This window comes from Dysgonomonas mossii DSM 22836 (assembly GCF_000213575.1).
GTDB classification, from domain to species: domain Bacteria; phylum Bacteroidota; class Bacteroidia; order Bacteroidales; family Dysgonomonadaceae; genus Dysgonomonas; species Dysgonomonas mossii.
Window position 1 is genome coordinate 39,697 of record NZ_GL892004.1, and the last position, 18,684, is coordinate 58,380.

The 18,684-nt window shown below is 38.4% G+C and carries 17 protein-coding genes; 13 read left to right on the forward strand and 4 right to left on the reverse strand.

Annotation, left to right across the window (positions count from 1 at the left end; genetic code table 11):
* Positions 1-8: 8 nt before the first annotated feature.
* From HMPREF9456_RS00215 to HMPREF9456_RS00230, 4 genes are all read left to right on the forward strand, one after another.
* Positions 9-1,697 carry an alpha-amylase family glycosyl hydrolase gene (locus tag HMPREF9456_RS00215; protein WP_006841415.1) on the forward strand — a complete coding sequence of 563 codons (1,689 nt, stop codon included), beginning with the start codon at positions 9-11 and terminating at the stop codon, positions 1,695-1,697.
* A gap of 82 nt (positions 1,698-1,779) precedes the next feature.
* Positions 1,780-2,718: a ribose-phosphate pyrophosphokinase gene (locus HMPREF9456_RS00220; RefSeq protein WP_006841416.1), complete on the forward strand. Its 939-nt coding sequence runs from the start codon at positions 1,780-1,782 to the stop codon at positions 2,716-2,718.
* A gap of 148 nt (positions 2,719-2,866) precedes the next feature.
* Positions 2,867-3,532: a phosphatidylserine decarboxylase family protein gene (locus HMPREF9456_RS00225; protein ID WP_018074730.1), complete on the forward strand. Its 666-nt coding sequence runs from the start codon at positions 2,867-2,869 to the stop codon at positions 3,530-3,532.
* Positions 3,533-3,536: 4 nt separating this feature from the next.
* Positions 3,537-4,247 carry a CDP-alcohol phosphatidyltransferase family protein gene (locus HMPREF9456_RS00230; RefSeq protein WP_006841418.1) on the forward strand — a complete coding sequence of 237 codons (711 nt, stop codon included), beginning with the start codon at positions 3,537-3,539 and terminating at the stop codon, positions 4,245-4,247.
* Positions 4,248-4,481: 234 nt separating this feature from the next.
* Here HMPREF9456_RS00230 and HMPREF9456_RS00235 read toward each other — a convergent pair whose 3' ends face one another.
* The 4 genes from HMPREF9456_RS00235 to HMPREF9456_RS00250 are packed head-to-tail and all read right to left on the reverse strand — an operon-like array spanning position 4,482 to position 9,798.
* Positions 4,482-5,201, reverse strand: a complete 720-nt coding sequence (locus tag HMPREF9456_RS00235; protein ID WP_006841419.1) for a hypothetical protein — start codon at positions 5,199-5,201, stop codon at positions 4,482-4,484.
* Positions 5,202-5,254: 53 nt separating this feature from the next.
* A complete protein-coding gene (locus tag HMPREF9456_RS00240) occupies positions 5,255-5,947 on the reverse strand; it encodes a M15 family metallopeptidase (RefSeq protein ID WP_050797496.1) in 693 nt (230 codons plus the stop codon).
* Entirely contained in the window at positions 5,934-6,779 is an 846-nt protein-coding gene (locus HMPREF9456_RS00245; RefSeq protein WP_006841421.1) for a hypothetical protein, read from the reverse strand. Before HMPREF9456_RS00245 ends, HMPREF9456_RS00240 begins: the two co-directional genes overlap by 14 nt.
* The gene (locus HMPREF9456_RS00250) at positions 6,751-9,798 is read right to left on the reverse strand and encodes a serine hydrolase domain-containing protein (protein ID WP_006841422.1); all 3,048 of its coding nucleotides are present in this window, start codon (positions 9,796-9,798) and stop codon (positions 6,751-6,753) included. The genes HMPREF9456_RS00245 and HMPREF9456_RS00250 overlap by 29 nt, the downstream gene beginning before the upstream one ends.
* A gap of 222 nt (positions 9,799-10,020) precedes the next feature.
* Here HMPREF9456_RS00250 and HMPREF9456_RS00255 point away from each other — a divergent pair, with 222 nt between their 5' ends.
* The 9 genes from HMPREF9456_RS00255 to HMPREF9456_RS00290 all read left to right on the forward strand — a co-directional run bounded on the left by HMPREF9456_RS00255 (position 10,021) and on the right by HMPREF9456_RS00290 (position 18,559).
* Complete coding sequence (locus HMPREF9456_RS00255; RefSeq protein WP_006841423.1) at positions 10,021-10,929, forward strand: phosphatase PAP2 family protein; 909 nt, start codon at positions 10,021-10,023, stop codon at positions 10,927-10,929.
* A gap of 143 nt (positions 10,930-11,072) precedes the next feature.
* Positions 11,073-11,435, forward strand: coding sequence for a 50S ribosomal protein L19 (rplS, locus tag HMPREF9456_RS00260; RefSeq protein ID WP_006841424.1), 363 nt, complete (start codon positions 11,073-11,075; stop codon positions 11,433-11,435).
* Between the two features lie 148 nt (positions 11,436-11,583).
* Positions 11,584-13,083, forward strand: a complete 1,500-nt coding sequence (locus tag HMPREF9456_RS00265; protein ID WP_006841425.1) for a glycoside hydrolase domain-containing protein — start codon at positions 11,584-11,586, stop codon at positions 13,081-13,083.
* Positions 13,076-13,624, forward strand: a complete 549-nt coding sequence (locus HMPREF9456_RS17595) for a glycoside hydrolase domain-containing protein (RefSeq protein WP_006841426.1) — start codon at positions 13,076-13,078, stop codon at positions 13,622-13,624. The genes HMPREF9456_RS00265 and HMPREF9456_RS17595 overlap by 8 nt, the downstream gene beginning before the upstream one ends.
* 31 nt (positions 13,625-13,655) lie before the next feature.
* Positions 13,656-14,876: a GTPase HflX gene (hflX, locus tag HMPREF9456_RS00270; protein ID WP_006841427.1), complete on the forward strand. Its 1,221-nt coding sequence runs from the start codon at positions 13,656-13,658 to the stop codon at positions 14,874-14,876.
* Between the two features lie 88 nt (positions 14,877-14,964).
* Complete coding sequence (locus HMPREF9456_RS00275) at positions 14,965-16,455, forward strand: hypothetical protein (RefSeq protein WP_006841428.1); 1,491 nt, start codon at positions 14,965-14,967, stop codon at positions 16,453-16,455.
* A 19-nt stretch (positions 16,456-16,474) separates the two neighbouring features.
* Complete coding sequence (gene prmC, locus HMPREF9456_RS00280) at positions 16,475-17,314, forward strand: peptide chain release factor N(5)-glutamine methyltransferase (protein WP_026177010.1); 840 nt, start codon at positions 16,475-16,477, stop codon at positions 17,312-17,314.
* Between the two features lie 89 nt (positions 17,315-17,403).
* Positions 17,404-17,889: a regulatory protein RecX gene (locus HMPREF9456_RS00285; protein ID WP_006841430.1), complete on the forward strand. Its 486-nt coding sequence runs from the start codon at positions 17,404-17,406 to the stop codon at positions 17,887-17,889.
* Entirely contained in the window at positions 17,870-18,559 is a 690-nt protein-coding gene (locus HMPREF9456_RS00290; RefSeq protein ID WP_006841431.1) for a ComF family protein, read from the forward strand. The genes HMPREF9456_RS00285 and HMPREF9456_RS00290 overlap by 20 nt, the downstream gene beginning before the upstream one ends.
* The last annotated feature ends 125 nt before the right edge of the window (positions 18,560-18,684 follow it).

Here is an 18,684-nt window from a genome sequence, read left to right on the forward strand (position 1 = left end):
TAGCAGCTATGGCAGAAAAGATTTTTATATACCAAGTACTTCCCCGATTATTCGGCAACGACAACAGCACAAATAAGGAAAGCGGCACCATAGAAGAAAATGGAGTAGGTAAGTTCTCAGCCTTCGACAATAAGGCATTGAAAGAAATAAAAAAAATGGGATTTACCCATATCTGGTATACCGGCATACTTGAACATGCCTCTACTACCGACTACACAGCAAATGGAATAGCCAAAGATCATCCCGATGTAATAAAAGGAAAAGCAGGCTCGCCTTATGCGATCCGTGATTATTATGATGTTTCTCCCGATCTGGCTGATACTGTAGACAACAGGATGCAAGAATTTGAAGCCCTCATAGAACGTACGCACAAAAATGGAATGAAAGTCATTATTGATTTTGTTCCCAATCATGTTGCACGACAATATCATTCTGATGCAAAACCTAAAAAGATAAAAGATCTGGGTGCAGATGATAATAAAAACGTAGCGTTCGATCCGGATAATAATTTCTATTATATACCCAATCAAAAACTAGAATTGCAATTCCCTACTCAACAAGGAGAAAACGCATACATAGAATATCCGGCTAAAGCAACCGGCAATGACTGCTTCAGCAATAAGCCATCGGTAACAGATTGGTACGAAACGGTTAAATTAAATTATGGAATAGACTATACCAATAACAACACAAGCTGCTTTATACCAACCCCTGACACATGGCTAAAGATGAAAGACATTCTTCTATTCTGGGCAGCCAAAGGGGTAGACGGATTTAGATGTGATATGGCGGAGATGGTCCCTGTGGAATTTTGGAACTGGGTAATACCGAGAGTAAAAGCAAAAAACAAGACACTTATCTTTATTGCAGAGGTATATAATCCCGACTTGTATCACAAATATGTAGATTGGGGACTGTTTGATTATCTATACGACAAAGTTGGGCTCTATGATACACTACGTAATGTAATCACCCATCAACAACCTTCATCGGACATTACCTTTTCTTGGCAAAGCATTGACGGGCTACAAACCAAAATGCTAAACTTCCTCGAAAACCATGACGAACAGCGCATAGCATCTGATTTCTTTGCAGGCGATGCTTTTAAAGCCATTCCGGGAATGATTGTAGCCGCAACAATGAATACCAATCCCGTAATGATCTACTTCGGACAAGAACTGGGTGAACGGGGAATGGATAAAGAAGGTTTTAGCGGACTAGATGGACGTACAACCATCTTTGATTATTGGTCGGTAGACTCTATAAGAAGCTGGAGGAACAAAGGAACGTTCAGAGAAGGAGGACTAAAGGAGGAACAGATAAAACTTCGGAAGTTTTATATTCAGCTTCTAAAGATCGCAAAAGAAGAGTCAATCAGAACAGGTAAATTCTTTGATCTGATGTATGCTAATTATAACAACATGGACTTTGATTCTACAAAACAATACGCTTTCTTGAGGTCTGGCAAAGATGAATTCTTGATTGTAGTCGCTAATTTTGATTCCAAGCCTGTGGATATTTCTGTGCATATTCCTTTTCATGCTTTCGAATATATGGAAATAAAACCGCACGAAATAAAAAAAGCGAAAGAACTGCTCACTAAAAAGAATTTTACATTAAGTCCACAATGGGATCGGAACCTGTTTTTAAACATAGAAGAATATTCTGGGAAAATAATTAAATTTTCTATGAGCTAATTGTGTTGTTTTTCCTAATTTTACAGTCTCATATAAATCTATTAAAAAACTTTCCATAAAGATTAAAAAAATTAAAGAAGAGATGGACAATAATCTACCTTTCAAAATTTTCTCGGGAACTAATTCTCGTTACTTAGCTGAAAAAATATGTACTAGCCTTGGATGCCCTTTGGGTAAAATGAAAATTGAACGCTTCGCCGATGGAGAATTCTCTGTTTCATACGAAGAGTCAATCAGGGGGGGTCAGGTTTTTTTGATACAGTCTACGTTCCCTTCTTCAGATAATCTTATGGAACTCCTATTGATGATCGATGCCGCAAAAAGGGCGTCTGCCTCATCTATAATAGCTGTAATACCATACTTCGGTTGGGCTCGCCAAGACCGCAAAGATAAGCCTCGTGTTTCTATCGGAGCTAAACTTATTGCGGACATGCTTAGTGCAGCGGGCATCAACAGACTAATAACTATGGACTTGCATGCCGACCAGATACAAGGATTCTTCAATGTTCCGGTAGACCACTTATACGCATCTGCAATATTCGTTGACTATATCAAAACATTGGATACCGATAACCTAGTGATAGCAACACCCGATGTGGGAGGTACAAAACGCGCAAGCTCATACGCCAAATACTTTGGTTTGCCGATGGTTATATGCTATAAACTTCGTAAAAAAGCAAACGAAATATCCGAAATGCAAATCATCGGGGACGTTACTGGAATGGATGTGCTGTTGGTAGATGACATTGTGGATACAGCAGGTACAATAACAAAAGCTGCCGACATAATGAAAGCCAGTGGAGCGAGATCGGTGAGAGCTATAGCCAGTCATGCGGTGATGTCTGACCCTGCATCGGAAAGAGTAACCCAATCGGGACTTACAGAAATGGTATTTACAGACAGCATACCTTACTCTAAGAAGTGCGAAAAGGTAGTTATCTTATCTGTAGCTGATGTGTTTGCAAATGCTATCCGCAGAGTATTAAGCAACGAATCTATCAGTTCACTGTATATCCTATAAATACAAAATAGGTATAAAATACATACATCAGAGAGGTGATTCGTTCATCTCTCTTTTCTTTTGTACTAAAATTCAGATTCCAAATTTGTATATATCGCCAAATAAAGATACTTTTGCACCTTACATTAAATATGTTTATCACAAAATAATGAAGGTTCATCACGAAGGACGAGACGTTTTAACAACATATTTTATAATCCTGTTTGTATTAAACGGGATACTTTGGTATTTCTTCCGTCACACATTTTTATCCTATCTTGCAGGTGGAGCATCACTTGTTTTTTTCGGTATAGTGCTCAACTTCTATCGGAGCCCGTATAGGCAATTCAAAGGCGACAGCAACGGTGTTGTGGTAGCGTCTGCCGATGGAAAGATAGTGGCTATAGAAGAAGTGTACGAAGGCGAATACTTTAAAGACAAACGTATTATCGTATCTATATTCATGTCTCCATTCAATGTTCATGCAAACTGGTATCCGATCAACGGGAAAGTATTGATGTCTAAGCATCATGATGGACGCTTTATGGCGGCATACCTGCCAAAATCGAGTACAGAAAACGAGAGATCGACTGTAGTCATGGAAACCGAAGACGGTAAAAACCAAATATTGCTACGTCAGGTAGCAGGAGCTATGGCCCGACGGATTGTAACCTATGCGCAGGTTGGAGAAACAGGCAGCATAGACGAACATCTCGGCTTCATCAAACTTGGATCAAGAGTTGACGTATATCTACCGTTAGGTACTGAGATACTTGTAGAAATGGATCAAAAGGTAACCGGAAACCAGACTGTAATAGCAAAGTTCCGAGCATAAAGAGATGAAAAAGCATATCCCAAACACACTCACTTCTCTCAATCTGTTTTCAGGATCGATAGCCACGGTTATGGCATTTCAGGGAGAATATACATGGGTAGTAGTATGGGTTATCATCGCAGCCCTGTTCGATTTCTCCGATGGGTTTGCAGCTCGCTTGCTGAAGGCCTATTCTCCAATCGGTAAAGAGCTCGACTCTTTGGCCGACATGGTCAGTTTCGGATTGGCTCCGAGTATTGCAGCCTTCCGCTTCCTGTCAGACAACACGATACGCATATCTCAGAATCCCATTATAGTAGAATATCTGCCATATATAGCATTCCTACTCGCTATTTTCTCTGCTTTGCGCTTAGCAAAGTTCAATGTAGACGAAAGGCAAAGCGAGTCTTTTATCGGGTTAAACACTCCGGCTAATGCTATGTTTTGGGTTAGCTTCTGTTATGGTCTTGCATACAAAGTTCCAATGATTACTCCATCGTTGATATATACTTTTCTGGTTGCCATTGTAGTATTCTCATTACTCATGGTATCTGAAATTCCAATGTTCTCGTTGAAAATAAAAAATATCAAGTTTAAAGGAAACGAGTATCGCTATTTTCTTGCAGCATTCATTATCGTAGCTACAATAACAATCGGAGTATTAGGAATAGCAGCAGGAATATTGCTATATATCACCTTATCTATCTTTCAGCAAACGGGAATGTTAAAGAAGTAAATCCCTTCTCAATCATCACCCTCAATCCAATTACCCTTTTGTTTAATTGTTAAAAAGCAACAAAAGTAACAGGTTTTGCACTCTTTTGCTGTGTCACTTTTTGCCGCACACTAGAAACTCAGCATACAATCACTTCAAAGACCTCTTATTATAAGATAAATCCTTAAAAAAGAATTACCTCTATACTGAGATCTTTATTTCATTCAGAAGGATAAAAAGATTATCAACCTGCTCTTACCTATTCATAGATGGATAAAACACATACGGACTTAATACACCCCGAACCGAAATGGTAAACAATGCGGTATAAGAAGCCGATGTGCCACCATTGTTGACTTGCATATAAACTATTTGTTTGCTGGGATTATAATACACAACCATATCTTCAATATCGGGCTCGAGCAAGTGCTCAAATACCTTCTGAGGAACAGGAATATTCCGTCCTTTTATAGACACCGTAATAGATTTATAGTGCAACTGAGGAGAAGACCACCTTGAGACGCCATAAGCCTTCTTCCCGTTTACCATATAGGTACCATCAGCACCTTTTTTCACTGAAGTATCTTTTGTACCGATGGGTGCAACGGAAACAACGACTCGTACATCTGCATTCTTGAAAGATATGCTACCATGAGCCGATAGACGTTCTACCTCTACTATATCATAATCATCCACCCGCATCAGTTTCCTACCATGTATATATCCGCCGCTGACGCTTCTATCAGGCATATAGCGATAGACCTGACGCCACGGATCTGTACTCTGATCTATAGGCAGCATATAAAAAACCGAATCGTTGGGAATCTCTACAGCATTATGCAAATCTCCAAGACGAGGACAAAAGTCAATTCGTCCGCGAACGGTGTCTTGTGCCACCACAAATTGTGCGTTAGCGTTCTGTGCGCACATACTCAAAATAAATAATACAAGTAAAACTGTGTAAATCCTTTTCATGTGCTTATTATTTTAGAATTACAAATATATCTTTCGAAAGAAAAAGAAAAGCGTTATTCAATAACCTTATACAACTTGCGGGCTTCTATAAGACTTACAGCATTGAAGTGCCACCATTCGCCACGTATAGTCAAAAAACCGGCATGCCTCATCACTTTGCGCAATAGTTCACGATTTGCGACTTGCTGTTTTGTAAGAACCCTTCGTTGCACCAATTCAGCTTCCTTATTAATACCGGCAGCACCACCAAAAAAATCGAAGGGAGTGCCCATATCCAAAGGTACACCTTTTTTGTTACAAATAGTAAGATCTACTGCCATTCCATAATTATGAAGACCTGTACGTGAAGGGTTTGCGACATAAGCCGCATATTTGGTATTCTGCACCACCCGATACATCTTATGCTGCACACTCAATGGACGTACGGCATCATAAACCAATAAACTATAATCAGGGTGGAGAGTTTTCAAATATTTCTGTGCAGCCACCAGCTTTTTTGCAGCCAAAGGATGCAGATATATATTTGCCAACGAATCGTAAAGGATTGTTTTTGTAAAGTTATCTGTTGTTGCATACTTTAGATCTACACGAATACTACTATCTAAAGCATTGACATTTACCAGCTCCTGCGTTTGCAGATATTCTTCGAGACTAATAGATGCTGTCTTTTGCTGCTGAGCAAATAAAGCACAAGGCAACAACAAAAGACAGCAATATAGAAATATATATTTTTTAATCTTCCTCATCCTCTTCATCGAAGTCATACTCAACATATTCCCTGCTCAATATTTCGTCGATAATTTCACATGTTTGTACAAACAGCTCTGTATTCTTTAATCTGTCGATAGACTGATATGCTTCTTTAAGAGATTGCAGCATGATCACATCATCTTCGCTGGCTCCCATCTCAGGACTTTCTACAAACCAATGCAGTTCATTTTTCAAGTTCTCACGGGCAGCATTATAAAAAACAAGAGCGGCATCAGTCTCCCCCACCCGTTCCTTTATTTTAGCAGCTTCTATCATATCATGCCCTACTATATTTTTATAGTTGCTCATGATAGACAGCGTAAGCTTGGTTCTCATAACCGTGGCGAAGTGTAGTCCTTCAACATCTTCTTTTTCACGAAAATAATAAGCCAATGTATTCAATGACATACGAATCGACGAAGCTTCTTTGATTACAATTTCGGAAACAGGCCTCATCGGGTATCCTTGGGTCTCCTTTTGCAACTGCTCAATCATATCGAGTGTAAAATCGAAAATCTTGTTCAAGATCAACTCTTTTATTTCATCATAATTTCCATTGATATCTGATGCAAAAATGAAACGAACCAAATCTCTGAATAAACTACTATTGGGCTCTTTGACAGTTACAAAATCGTATGCATCCAGAGTATCGCTTTTACCCTCTGTAAAAAGTTCGGCAAGTATTTTATTGATATGCTCATCTTCTTCCGATAATACCGGGTGCAATTCTTCGGTTTTGTTTTCTATTATCAAATCCCATATTAGCTGGTTTTCGGTACTAAAAAATGGTTTCAATTCGTCATTCAGCGTCAGTCTTTTGTTTGTCATTGGTATTAGTATTAGTTATATTTATTTCTTGTAATACAGTTCCTTTTTTCATCGCCGAATATATCTCTTCCTGAATACGTGTACGTATATTTAAAGTAGATATCGCATTATGAGTTCGCTTATCGTTCACTCTGTTCGACAAAAATATATAAATTAAATTATTATCAGGATCGACCCAGAAGCAAGTTCCTGTAAAACCTGTATGCCCGTATGTACTTGCAGGTGCGCTTAACGCTGTCGGACTCGATTTGCTCGTTGTTGTTTCCGGCTTATCAAATCCCAGTCCACGGCGTGAAATTCCGCTCTTTGCCTGAAGAAACAGTTGACAAGTTTTTGGCGACAAATACTCCTCACCGCCATACGTACCCATATTCAGCCACATCTGATACAGTTTGGCAATATCATTCGCATCCGAAAATAAGCCGGCATTACCCGAGATTCCACCTATAAAGGCTGCGCCTTCGTCATGTACATAGCCTTGCAAGAGTTGTTTGCGTAGAAAATCATCTTTCTCGGTAGGGACAATTCTTTGCTTATCGAATTTTGTCAAGGGATTGTAAGTCGTTGTTGTAGCACCTAGCTTGCTGAAAAAGTTTTCCTGTACAAATGTATTCAAATCCTCTTTCGATATTTTTTCCACAACTTCTTTCAGTAGCATGAAATTGAGACAACTATATACATATTGTTTCCTTTTAGACAATTTCGACTTCGCAATTTCAGAAATAATAGTATCTGCATAAGTTTCGTTGATGTAAAGCCCCTCGGCCAAAGGCAAGAAGCCCACTTTAGGAGTTTGAGACACCATCGAAGGTTTAAATTTATAATCTGTACGAGCCCATGTATTCGCATCGAACTGAGCAGAATAAAGAGAAGTCTGCGTACGATTGAACAATTTACCTTCATAGCTCTCCTCGTCTATCGCATTCATATAGTAAGGAATAAAGGCAGGAAGTCGGCTCTCGTGCAAGAGCGCATCCCGTACTGTTATATCCGATTTGTCCGTACCTTTCAGTGCAGATACATAGTTGCTGATAGGTGTATTGAGTTTCAATTTGGCATCGTCATACAATTTCATCACAGCAGGAACGGTAGCCGTAGCCTTCGTCATGGAGGCAAGGTCGTACAAATCGGTATTCGTTACCTTTTGCTTGCCATCATATTCGAACGAACCGAATGATCTATTATAAATAACTTCTCCATCTTTGGCTATCAATATCTGACATCCGGGAAAAGCCTGAGCTTTTATACCTTCGTGTACAATAGTCTCTATACCATCCAGGCGGCTTGTTGCTATGCCTACATCTTCGGGCACAGCATAGCTTAGTCTTATCTTTTTAGTATTGATCCCTTTTCCTTCTTTAAACACTCCTTTCACGGTCACAGGAGCTTTTCCTGTAATAGCATTTCCGCCAAATATAGCTTGAGCCGCATAGTTCTGAGCCAGATCGGTATCTTCATAAGCCAGCAAAACTCCATCGGCATTTTTGACTGTAGAGGCATAAGCTGCTACCCGATAAGGATTAATGAAAAAGGTCAGTACAGTTTCTTTTCCTTGTATTACATTTTGTATAGCAGTACTAAAATTTGTTCTTGCAGTGTGCACCGATACTATAATTGTATTATATGGCTCAAGTACTTTTTTCAACTGCAAAAGGGCATCACTATCCGAAACATTGAAGCAGGTAACATCTCCATACATTTTCAAAATATTATGAAATGTATTGTCCACCGAAGCGCCTATCGATATCGCTGCAATTTTTCTTTTATCAAGCCCCTTTAGCGGGACGATTTTATCATCATCTTTTATCAATGTCATTGCATCCCGATGCAGGTTTCGGTTTATCCACTCGGCATTCGCATTATTCAGATTTTGGATAAGACCCGAAGTTTCTATAGTCCCGACATGATTTAATCCCAGAATATATTTATATGCCAATACCTTCTTACACTTAACCTCTATTTGCGATTCCGTGAGTAAGGTATCTGTTATCGCTTTCTTTACCGCATTGAATTCTTTTGCTGTATTAACCGGCCCGAGAAGAACATCATTGCCCGCCAACAAAGCCCTTACACAATAGTTATCTTCACCCGAAACTCCTTTCATCTGTAAGCCATCTGTAAAAATCAATCCCGAAAAGCCAAGATCATTTTGCAACAGCTTCGTAGTGATGGGTTCAGATAGAGAGCTGGGTTGCCTTTTAGGGTCGAGAGCAGGAATATTCAAATGCCCGATCATCATTCCCGACAAACCTGCATCAATATATTTTCTGAAAGGCTTTATCTCAAAATCATCAAGCCTGTCTTTGTCATGCGTAATAGTAGGCAAAGTTTTATGAGAGTCAGTGGATGTATCGCCATGTCCCGGAAAATGTTTTGCTACAGCCATCACACCGCCTGCTTCCAAACCTTTCGAATACATAACACCAAGTTGGGCTACACGGTCGGGGTCTTCACCGAACGAACGGTTCCCGATCACAGGGTTATTTGGATTGCTATTAACATCGAGTGCCGGAGCAAAATTAACCTGCACGCCTATCTGTCGGCACTGTCGAGCAACTTCGAGACCATAGTAATATAACAGGGAATCATTTTGAATTGCACCTAGCATCATATTGCGAGGAAACTGTGTTGTATTATCTAACCTCATCGATAAGCCCCACTCTCCATCGAGCGAGATCATCAAAGGAGTTTTAGCCGTTTGTTGCGCATAATTGGTGAGTTCCGCTTGATTTTGGGGAGAGCCTTTAGAAAACAATAGTCCGCCGACATACTGGTTCGTTATCAGATTTTTTATTGTGGTTTTATTCGATTCTGTATTATCTCCGCTAACAATAGGCATAAAAAGCTGTCCTATACGCTCATCCAGAGACATTTGATTATAGACTGAGTCGACCCAATGTCCCATTTTTTCTTTATCGACCGTATCGTAGAGACTAGTTGTTTTACTTCCCAAAGCAGCAACATTGAGGCATATCGTTGCAAAGAATGCAGTTGCAGCTGCTATATATTTTATTTTCATTTTATACTTGATAATAAATTAAAAGGCTTTTTCTCCTGTATATACAAAAGTATAACGAATAAGCTTTACAAAACCAATAAGAACCTTTAATTAAACATAGATTAACAAAGATATAATACCTTGTCTTATGATTATTTAACCTTAAAATATATCCAATAAATAACGAAATAAAAACTTCTTCGTTATATATTTATCATCAATAAACTATCAAATTTGACATATATGAATGTGTTTAGAAAAGTAAGTCTTTTTATCATTATACTACTTACACAAACAGGCATTATACATGTGTATGCCCAAGAATATAAGCCGTTAATTACATCGAAACCTAAATTATTGCAAAGTAGTACCTTGCCGAACAAGACATTATTTCCCAAAATAGATTTATCCGCATCACCTCAAGTTCCCTTAAATATCGACTCCGACAAATGGGAAAACAAAATTCCTGAATTGAATATTAAACAAATAAGCTTTAACTCAACCTATCCCAGATTAATTGCCCCTACTCTATTTATTGCTTATGGTATCATGGCTCACGAGAATCATATGCTCAAAGATTTGGACAAAAGCACAAATAATGAAGTTGGCGAACATTTTAAGAATAAGATGATATATGATGATTATCTACAGTTTGCCCCTGCCGTTTCTGTATATACATTAAATCTTGCCGGAATTAAAGGGAATCACGATCTGAAAGATGTAACTATCATAATGGCTACGTCTCACCTTCTGATGGCGGGAACTGTCAACATTCTAAAGAACAGTACCGGAGTGCTTAGACCGGACGGGTCGACACGCAATTCGTTCCCGTCGGGCCATACGGCTACAAGTTTTGTAGGTGCACACATCCTGTTTCGTGAGTATATAGGCAAATCTCCCTATATAGCTTTTAGTGGATATATAGCATCTTCGACAACAGGCGTATTGCGGGTACTCAATAAAAGGCATTGGGTAAGTGATGTATTAATGGGAGCCGGCATAGGCATATTTAGTGTCGAAGCCAGCTATCTTTTATTACCCACAATCAATAAAATTTTATACCCGAATCACTTAAATTCGAAACACACACTGGCAATAGCTCCAAATATAGGAGATAACTGCTACGGAATAGGAATGGAATACACCTTCTGATACCCATCCTAATAGTTTCAAAAATAGAGGTTAAGGTATTGCAATTTTCGGAAATATCGTTATCTTTGCATCCGCTTTGCGTAATCTCTGACGGGAGGTGCTCGTGTATATTGCGTATATTAACAACAAAACCATATATAATCATGGACTTAATTAAAGTTGCAGAAGAAGCATTTGCTACAGGAAAAGAGTTTCCTAAATTCAAAAGTGGTGACACAGTGACAATTGCTTACCGTATCAAAGAAGGTAACAAGGAACGTGTTCAGCAGTACCGCGGTGTGGTTATTAAAATTGCAGGACACGGAACAAAAAAACGTTTCACTGTTCGTAAAATGTCTGACAACATCGGTGTAGAAAGAATTTTCCCTATCGAATCACCATTTATTGACAGTATCACTGTAAACAAAGTGGGTAAAGTTCGTCGTGCTAAATTGTATTACCTTCGTAATCTTACAGGTAAGAAAGCTAGAATCAAAGAAAAAAGAGTTGTATCTAACAAAGCTTAATTCTTTATCCTACAACAAAGTACGAAAAAGATACAGAAGAGTCTGCCTACAATGCAGGCTCTTTTTTAATATCTATGTACTGCTACCTCTTGCAGATTATTCTTACCTTTAGCCCATTATACCAAATCCTGTGCAAAAAACTTTAATTATGAGATTCTATAAACCATCGCTCATCCTGATTATTCTTTTCTGCTCGATACTCATAAATACAAATGATCTCTTTGCTCAACAGAGGAAGACAAAGAACGAATATGTTTACCTCTTTATGGGTACAGCCGGAGATAACGGACAGGTAGACCCTGCCGCATGTGTTCCATATGGCATGGCAAGGGTTTGTCCCGATTCCGACCCTAGAACTCATGTCGGATACGATTATGATGTAAGCAAGATTTCGGGGTTCTCAGTCAATCGCATATCAGGTATCGGATGCAGTGGCGCAGGGGGTAATTTAAGTATAAAACCTGTAACGAAAGACGTTAGCATCAGTATGAATAAAGAGTTGGAATCTGCTGCTCCGGGTTACTATACCACCACTCTTACCAATGGAATAAAAGCGGAATTGACAGCAACTCACAATGTAGCCATAGAACGTTATCACTACCCAAAGGGAGAGGCGCAAAAGATGTCAATAAATTTTGCCTCATCTTTCACCAGAGTATTAGGCTGTGATTACAAAATTGTTTCAGACAAGGAAATACAAGGATATATACATGCAGGCAACACATGCGATCATGGTGCTTACAAACTATACTTCAACATAAGTATAAACAAGCCCTTTACAGTAAATGTAAAGCATGGGCAAGATCTAGAGCTGGCTTTTGAGAGCAGGGATAATCAACCGATAGAAGTGAGAGTTGCACTTTCTCCGATTAGCACAGAAACAGCAAGCTTAGAAAACGAAGGTGTAAAAAACCTTTCTTTCGAACAAATAAAATCACAAGCCGCTAATGCATGGGAAAATATCTTGTCGCGAATAGAAATAAAAGGAGCTGGCGAAGACGAAAAGAAACTATTCTACACCTCTCTGTACAGAGTATTTCTTAGTCCGGCGAATACAACGTCGATCGACGGAAAGTATTTGGCTACAAATGGAGAAGTACAGCAAAAAAAGGACTATACATACTACAGTTGCTGGTCTATGTGGGATACATATCGCACCAAGTTTCCGTTGATCACCCTACTCGATTCCAAATCGATGAGAGATATTGCAAACTCTTTGTGTAATCTGTATATATATGGCAAAAAAGATTGGGCTACAGACTTCGAATCCGCCCCTACAGTACGTACCGAGCATTCGCAAGTAGTGTTACTGGATGCGTACAAGAAAGGGATCACCAATATCAATTTAGCTAAAGCTTACAATGGAATAAAAAAAGAAATGGACAACCTTCCTACCAATCGTCCCGATCAGACACTGGAGAGCTGTATAGACTGGTGGGCTATGGCTCAGATAGCGGAGATATTAAACAAAACGGATGACGCTAATTACTATAGCGACAAAGCAAAAAGCACATTTATAAAAACATGGAATACAGATTTTAATAACATTGACGATTCTTTTACAAAGATGCGAGGCAGCGGGCTTTATCAAGGTACACGCTGGGCAATATCGCTGGGCTTTGCCTCAATACCTGAACGAAATGGCTGACAGTGCAGGAGGACAAGACATCTTAGCGAAGCAGCTCAACTATTTCTTTGAAAACAATCTGTTTAATCAAGGAAACGAACCGGGAATACATGCTCCGTATATTTTCAATCGCTTGCAACAATATGAGAAAGCTCAGGCGAATGTAAGACGCATCATAAAGGATGATTTGAACCACCTGTATGGAGGGAATGCCGAATATCCGACTCCTTATTATGGCAAACCCTTTAAGGCAGAACCAAAAGGATACATGCCCGAAATGGACGAAGACGATGGCACAATGAGTGCATGGTATGTATTCTCTACAATAGGACTATATCCTCTGGTAGTAGGCGAACCGTGGTACGAAATCGTTTCCCCGCTTTATGATAATATTACCATACAGTTGGATAACGGAAAAAAATTAAACATTACAACTAAGAACCGTAAATCACCCGAGGCTATAATCAAACAGGTGAAGTATAACGGAAAAATTATCTCCGATTTCAGAATAAACCACAATGATATTCTCAATGGTGGAACTTTGGAGTTAGAGTACAAATAGGATTTAAAATCTTTAGAGATTAAAAGATTATATGAAAGACTTTATTATATCAGAATCAAAAAACGAACAAGCAGTTCTAGTAGGGCTTATCACTCAATACCAAACAGAAGAACAGGTAAAAGAGTACCTCGATGAGCTTGCATTCCTTGCCGAAACGGCGAGCATCGTTCCTGTAAAAAAATTCACACAAAAGCTCGAAAAAGCAAATCCCGTTACCTTCGTAGGTACAGGAAAATTACAGGAAATAAAGCAATATATGGAAGATAATGAGATAGGTCTAGTCATTTTCGATGACGAACTTTCTCCAAAGCAAATAAGAAATATAGAGAAGGAGCTGCAAGTGAAAATTCTTGACCGTACAAGCCTCATTCTCGATATATTTGCCATGCGTGCCCAAACAGCCTATGCAAAAACACAGGTAGAACTGGCACAATATCAATACCTACTCCCACGTTTGACTCGTTTGTGGACACACTTAGACCGTCAACGAGGGGGAGGCGTAATGATGCGTGGTGTGGGTGAGACTCAGCTGGAGACCGACCGCCGTATCATTCTTACCAAGATAGCATTCCTAAAAGAAGAACTGAAAGGGATTGACAAACAAATGGCTTCTCAGAGAAAGAACAGAGGCAAAATGGTACGTGCGGCCTTAGTAGGATATACCAATGTAGGTAAATCAACCCTTATGACGCTACTAAGCAAATCGGAAGTTTTTGCGGAGAACAAGCTTTTTGCGACACTGGATACGACAGTAAGAAAGGTTATCATTGACAACCTCCCATTTCTGTTATCCGACACTGTAGGATTTATCCGCAAGTTGCCTACTCATTTGGTCGAGTCATTTAAGTCTACATTGGACGAAGTAAGAGAGGCTGATCTGTTATTACATGTAGTGGATATCTCTCATCCTAACTTCGAAGAGCAAATAGAGGTAGTGAATAAAACATTACTTGAAATAGACAAAGAGGAAAAGCCAACTATATTGATTTTTAACAAAGTGGACTCTTTTTCTTATAAGCCTAAAGATGAAGACGACCTGACTCCTAAAACCAAGGAGAACATTTCTTTGGAGGAACTCAAAAACTCGTGGATGAATAAAATGCACAACGATTGTATTTTTATTTCGGCTACAGAGAAATTGAATTTTGATGAACTGAAACAGAAATTGTACGACAGAATAAAAGAGATTCATATAGAACGCTACCCTTACAACGATTTCCTCTTTCAGAAGTACGACGAAGAAATGGAATAAGGATATTTCGATAAATTTATCTTATTATATAGATACAGGTAAACCAGACATGAAAATCTACCTTTGTATATCAAAATGAAACCTTTATATGGACTTTTGCAAATCATTAAAAACCGGAACTAACTACTTTATATATCTTTTATTCCTTATTTTATCTATCTTCTTTCTACTGATATTTTCAGGAAGTACCAGTCCTTTATATAATATGTCGGGGGTAGATAGTTCTATATTTGTAATGATGGGCAAAATGTTCCTAGAAGGCAAAACGCCATATGTAGACTTTTTCGACCATAAAGGCCCTATTCTCATTTTAGTCGAAGCACTGGGCCTTAGTCTGTACCCTAGTGGCAATACAGGTATCTTTATTATACAAATAATAAATCTCACCATTGCGCAGATATTGATATTTCATATTTGCCGGCATTTTACACCAGTACTTATCAGCTTCAGTATCGTTTTATTCTGTCTATTCATGTTCTCTTTGAGTATCGGAGAAGGAAATCTTACCGAAGAATACACATTACCTTTTATCCTTTCTTCTTTACTATTTACCATTCAGTATCATTTATCAGGAAGAAAGAGTATTCTCATATGGAAATATTTCATCATGGGGATAAGCGTCGCTTTCCTTTTCTGGATGCGGATGAATAATATGGGAGTAATATGCGCCTGCATATCATTTATACTCGTATTCACTATTAAAGGTAAAGACTGGAAGGGTATAAAAAATTTACTTGTAGGTTTATCATTGGGATTTTTACTCATAACCATCCCCATCATATTGTATTTTGCATATAAAGAAGGTTTCTACGAAATGATTTACGCAACCTTTATATTCAACATGAAATACATCGGATATGAACCGAAAACTCATTTTACCATCAGGTCATTTATCATCTATTTTTTTAAATACTGGCCATCATTTATAATACTCGTCCTTGGAACAGTTCTTTATTGTCATAAAACGAGGAAGAAGGATATTTTAGTCTTAACCTGTTTTCTCGTATTATGGGGAGTCGTAAGCACTAGATTTGGGCTGTATGTTCCTCATTACATGACATTAAACATTCCTTTACTTGCATTAGGCTTCGCATTATTACTAAATACATACACATACCAGAGATACTCCAAATTATTAACTTACACCTATCTAATTGTCTCATTTTCTTTATTATGCGGATATAGTATATGGAAATACAACAGTCCCAGATATAGAGAAATGCTGGATGATTCTATTTTTATCAAACAATCGTCAGATATAATTTCTCATATACCAGATAATGAAAAAGACAAAATATACACCTATAATGTACAATCCCGTTTCTTTCTCAATACAGGGATAAAACCATATTACAGATTCTTTATTTTTCAGGAATGGCACGGAGTTCATGATAAGAAGATATTTGAGGATATCAATTCCATGATGATTAAGCATTCTCCTCTATGGGTTATCATACCTGCGGATAATATGTCTGAATCAGGTTATACGCCTGCAAATTCTTCTTTTTATGAGATTTTAGACAGAGAGTATTCTCTGCTTTACAAAAATGAAGGACTTGTTCTTTACAAGAAAAAATGATTTAAAAACAGTAGACCAAGTGCAAAAAACAATATCCTACATAAAAGAATACCTAAAAACGTGTTATCCCGAAAACGAAATCTCGGTATTTATACGTATTATAATAGAACATATAACCAAGCGTTCGTACCCTCAGGCTGTGATATCAGGTACAAAGCTGACAGAAGAACAAACAATCCTGCTGCACTCTATACTAGATCGCTTAAAAACGTTCGAACCAATACAGTATATTATTGGTGAAACCGAATTTTTCGGACTTCCATTCCATGTAACGAAGGATGTATTGATACCTCGCCCCGAAACGGAAGAGCTTGTGGAACTGATTTTGAACGAAAACAAAAAATCAGGATTAAAAGTACTCGACATCGGCACAGGTAGCGGAGCTATTGCAATAGCATTAGCAAAGCATTTAGAAAAGGCAGATATCGAAGCATGGGATATATCAGAAGAGGCATTAAAGATCGCTACACTAAACTCAGATTCAAATGCTGTGAATATAATTTTCAGAAATGTGGATGTTCTAAAAAATTATCCTACAGACACTAAATTTGATATCATTGTCAGCAATCCTCCTTATATCTTGGAAAAAGAGAAATCCGGAATGGATCAGAATGTTCTGGACTATGAACCACACACCGCACTCTTTGTACCCGACAATAACGGACTTTTGTTTTATGACCGGATTGCCGATATTGCCTTAGACTTGCTAGAGCCAAATGGTAAATTATACTTTGAAATAAATCAGAGAAAAGGAGAGGATACAGTACAATTAGTCAAAAGCAAAGGTTTTATAAACGTTTGCCTATTTCAAGATTTAAACAAAAACGATAGGATGGTGAGAGCAGAGATAGACAGATAATGTGCTAAATTTTACCAAAACAAAAAACTTTACTACATTCAGGATAATATTTTTCCTACTTTTGAGTGTTATTCTAAAAACAAGAGAAATTGAAGTTATCCGAACCACAAGCACTCAACCGTGTTGCAGCCTATTGTTCCAGAGCCGAACGATCTGAATTTGCAGTACGCAGAAAACTACTTGCATGGGAATTACCTCCCGATGCTATAGAACGAATTATGGACAGGCTAAGGAAAGAAAAATACCTTGATAACACACGTTTTGCAAGAAGCTTTATCAACGATAAATTACGATTCAACAAATGGGGAAAGACCAAAATTGTTTTCGAACTCCGAAAACTTAACATTCCAGAATCGATCTACAACCCGATCTTGGAAGACCTTGCAGGAGATGAATTCGAAAAACAACTGATGCACATCCTCTCCATAAAAGAGAAATCAGTAAAGGCAAAGAATGACTACGATAAGAAAACCAAACTAATACGTTTTGCTTTGGGGCGAGGTTTTTCTATGGATTTGTGTATTAAATGTGTAGATAAAATCTTAGGCGGTACTTATGAAGACAATATTCCATAATTTTCTCGATCTCTTTTTCCCGAACCTCTGTGTTGTCTGCAAACAACGATTGAGCGAAGGAGAGCAGCACATCTGTACCGACTGCCTGCTGCTCTTACCTAAAACAAATTTCCACCTGCAACCCGACAACCGTCTGGAACAGTTTTTCGCCGGACGATTCCCTTTCCAACATATTGCTGCTTTTGCCTATTTTGTAAAAGGTGGCAGCATACAGCATATTATTCACGAATTGAAATACAATCGAAACCCTCACATCGGCAGATTTATCGGTGAGCTATGTGGAGAAAATATAAAAAACAGCGATTTTATTTCTTCTATAGATATGCTCGTCCCCGTTCCACTTCATCCAAAACGTCAAAAAGAAAGAGGATACAATCAGTCACTTGAAATATGCAAAGGGATTTCACACATCACCGGAATACCTATTAATAGTGATACCCTTCTACGAAAAGTAAATAATCCTTCACAAACAAAGAATGCCCGCTTCGACCGCTGGAAAAACGTAGAAGACATTTTCCATGTAGTAACTCCGGAAACCTTCGCCAACAAACACATCTTATTAGTGGATGATATTATTACAACAGGCTCTACCCTAGAGTCATGTGCTAAAGAGATCTTGGAATGCATAAACAGTAAAATAAGTATCTACAGCGTAGGCACCGCTAACTAGCCCCGAAGCCTCCAATCCCTATTTATTGTTATATACAGGTTAAAATTTCATTATATATTGTGATTGTGCGACAGTACAATTATAAAGACCTTTGCCGTCGAATAATTTTATCTATTAACGTATAA

Coding starts and splice junctions, on each gene's coding strand:
- HMPREF9456_RS00215 (WP_006841415.1), top strand. CDS start 9: ATGGCAGAAAAGATTTTTATATACCAAGTACTTCCCCGATTATTCGGC.
- HMPREF9456_RS00220 (WP_006841416.1), top strand. CDS start 1,780: ATGGACAATAATCTACCTTTCAAAATTTTCTCGGGAACTAATTCTCGT.
- HMPREF9456_RS00225 (WP_018074730.1), top strand. CDS start 2,867: ATGAAGGTTCATCACGAAGGACGAGACGTTTTAACAACATATTTTATA.
- HMPREF9456_RS00230 (WP_006841418.1), top strand. CDS start 3,537: ATGAAAAAGCATATCCCAAACACACTCACTTCTCTCAATCTGTTTTCA.
- HMPREF9456_RS00235 (WP_006841419.1), bottom strand. CDS start 5,201: ATGAAAAGGATTTACACAGTTTTACTTGTATTATTTATTTTGAGTATG.
- HMPREF9456_RS00240 (WP_050797496.1), bottom strand. CDS start 5,947: ATGAGGAAGATTAAAAAATATATATTTCTATATTGCTGTCTTTTGTTG.
- HMPREF9456_RS00245 (WP_006841421.1), bottom strand. CDS start 6,779: ATGACAAACAAAAGACTGACGCTGAATGACGAATTGAAACCATTTTTT.
- HMPREF9456_RS00250 (WP_006841422.1), bottom strand. CDS start 9,798: ATGAAAATAAAATATATAGCAGCTGCAACTGCATTCTTTGCAACGATA.
- HMPREF9456_RS00255 (WP_006841423.1), top strand. CDS start 10,021: ATGAATGTGTTTAGAAAAGTAAGTCTTTTTATCATTATACTACTTACA.
- rplS (WP_006841424.1), top strand. CDS start 11,073: ATGGACTTAATTAAAGTTGCAGAAGAAGCATTTGCTACAGGAAAAGAG.
- HMPREF9456_RS00265 (WP_006841425.1), top strand. CDS start 11,584: ATGAGATTCTATAAACCATCGCTCATCCTGATTATTCTTTTCTGCTCG.
- HMPREF9456_RS17595 (WP_006841426.1), top strand. CDS start 13,076: ATGGCTGACAGTGCAGGAGGACAAGACATCTTAGCGAAGCAGCTCAAC.
- hflX (WP_006841427.1), top strand. CDS start 13,656: ATGAAAGACTTTATTATATCAGAATCAAAAAACGAACAAGCAGTTCTA.
- HMPREF9456_RS00275 (WP_006841428.1), top strand. CDS start 14,965: ATGGACTTTTGCAAATCATTAAAAACCGGAACTAACTACTTTATATAT.
- HMPREF9456_RS00290 (WP_006841431.1), top strand. CDS start 17,870: ATGAAGACAATATTCCATAATTTTCTCGATCTCTTTTTCCCGAACCTC.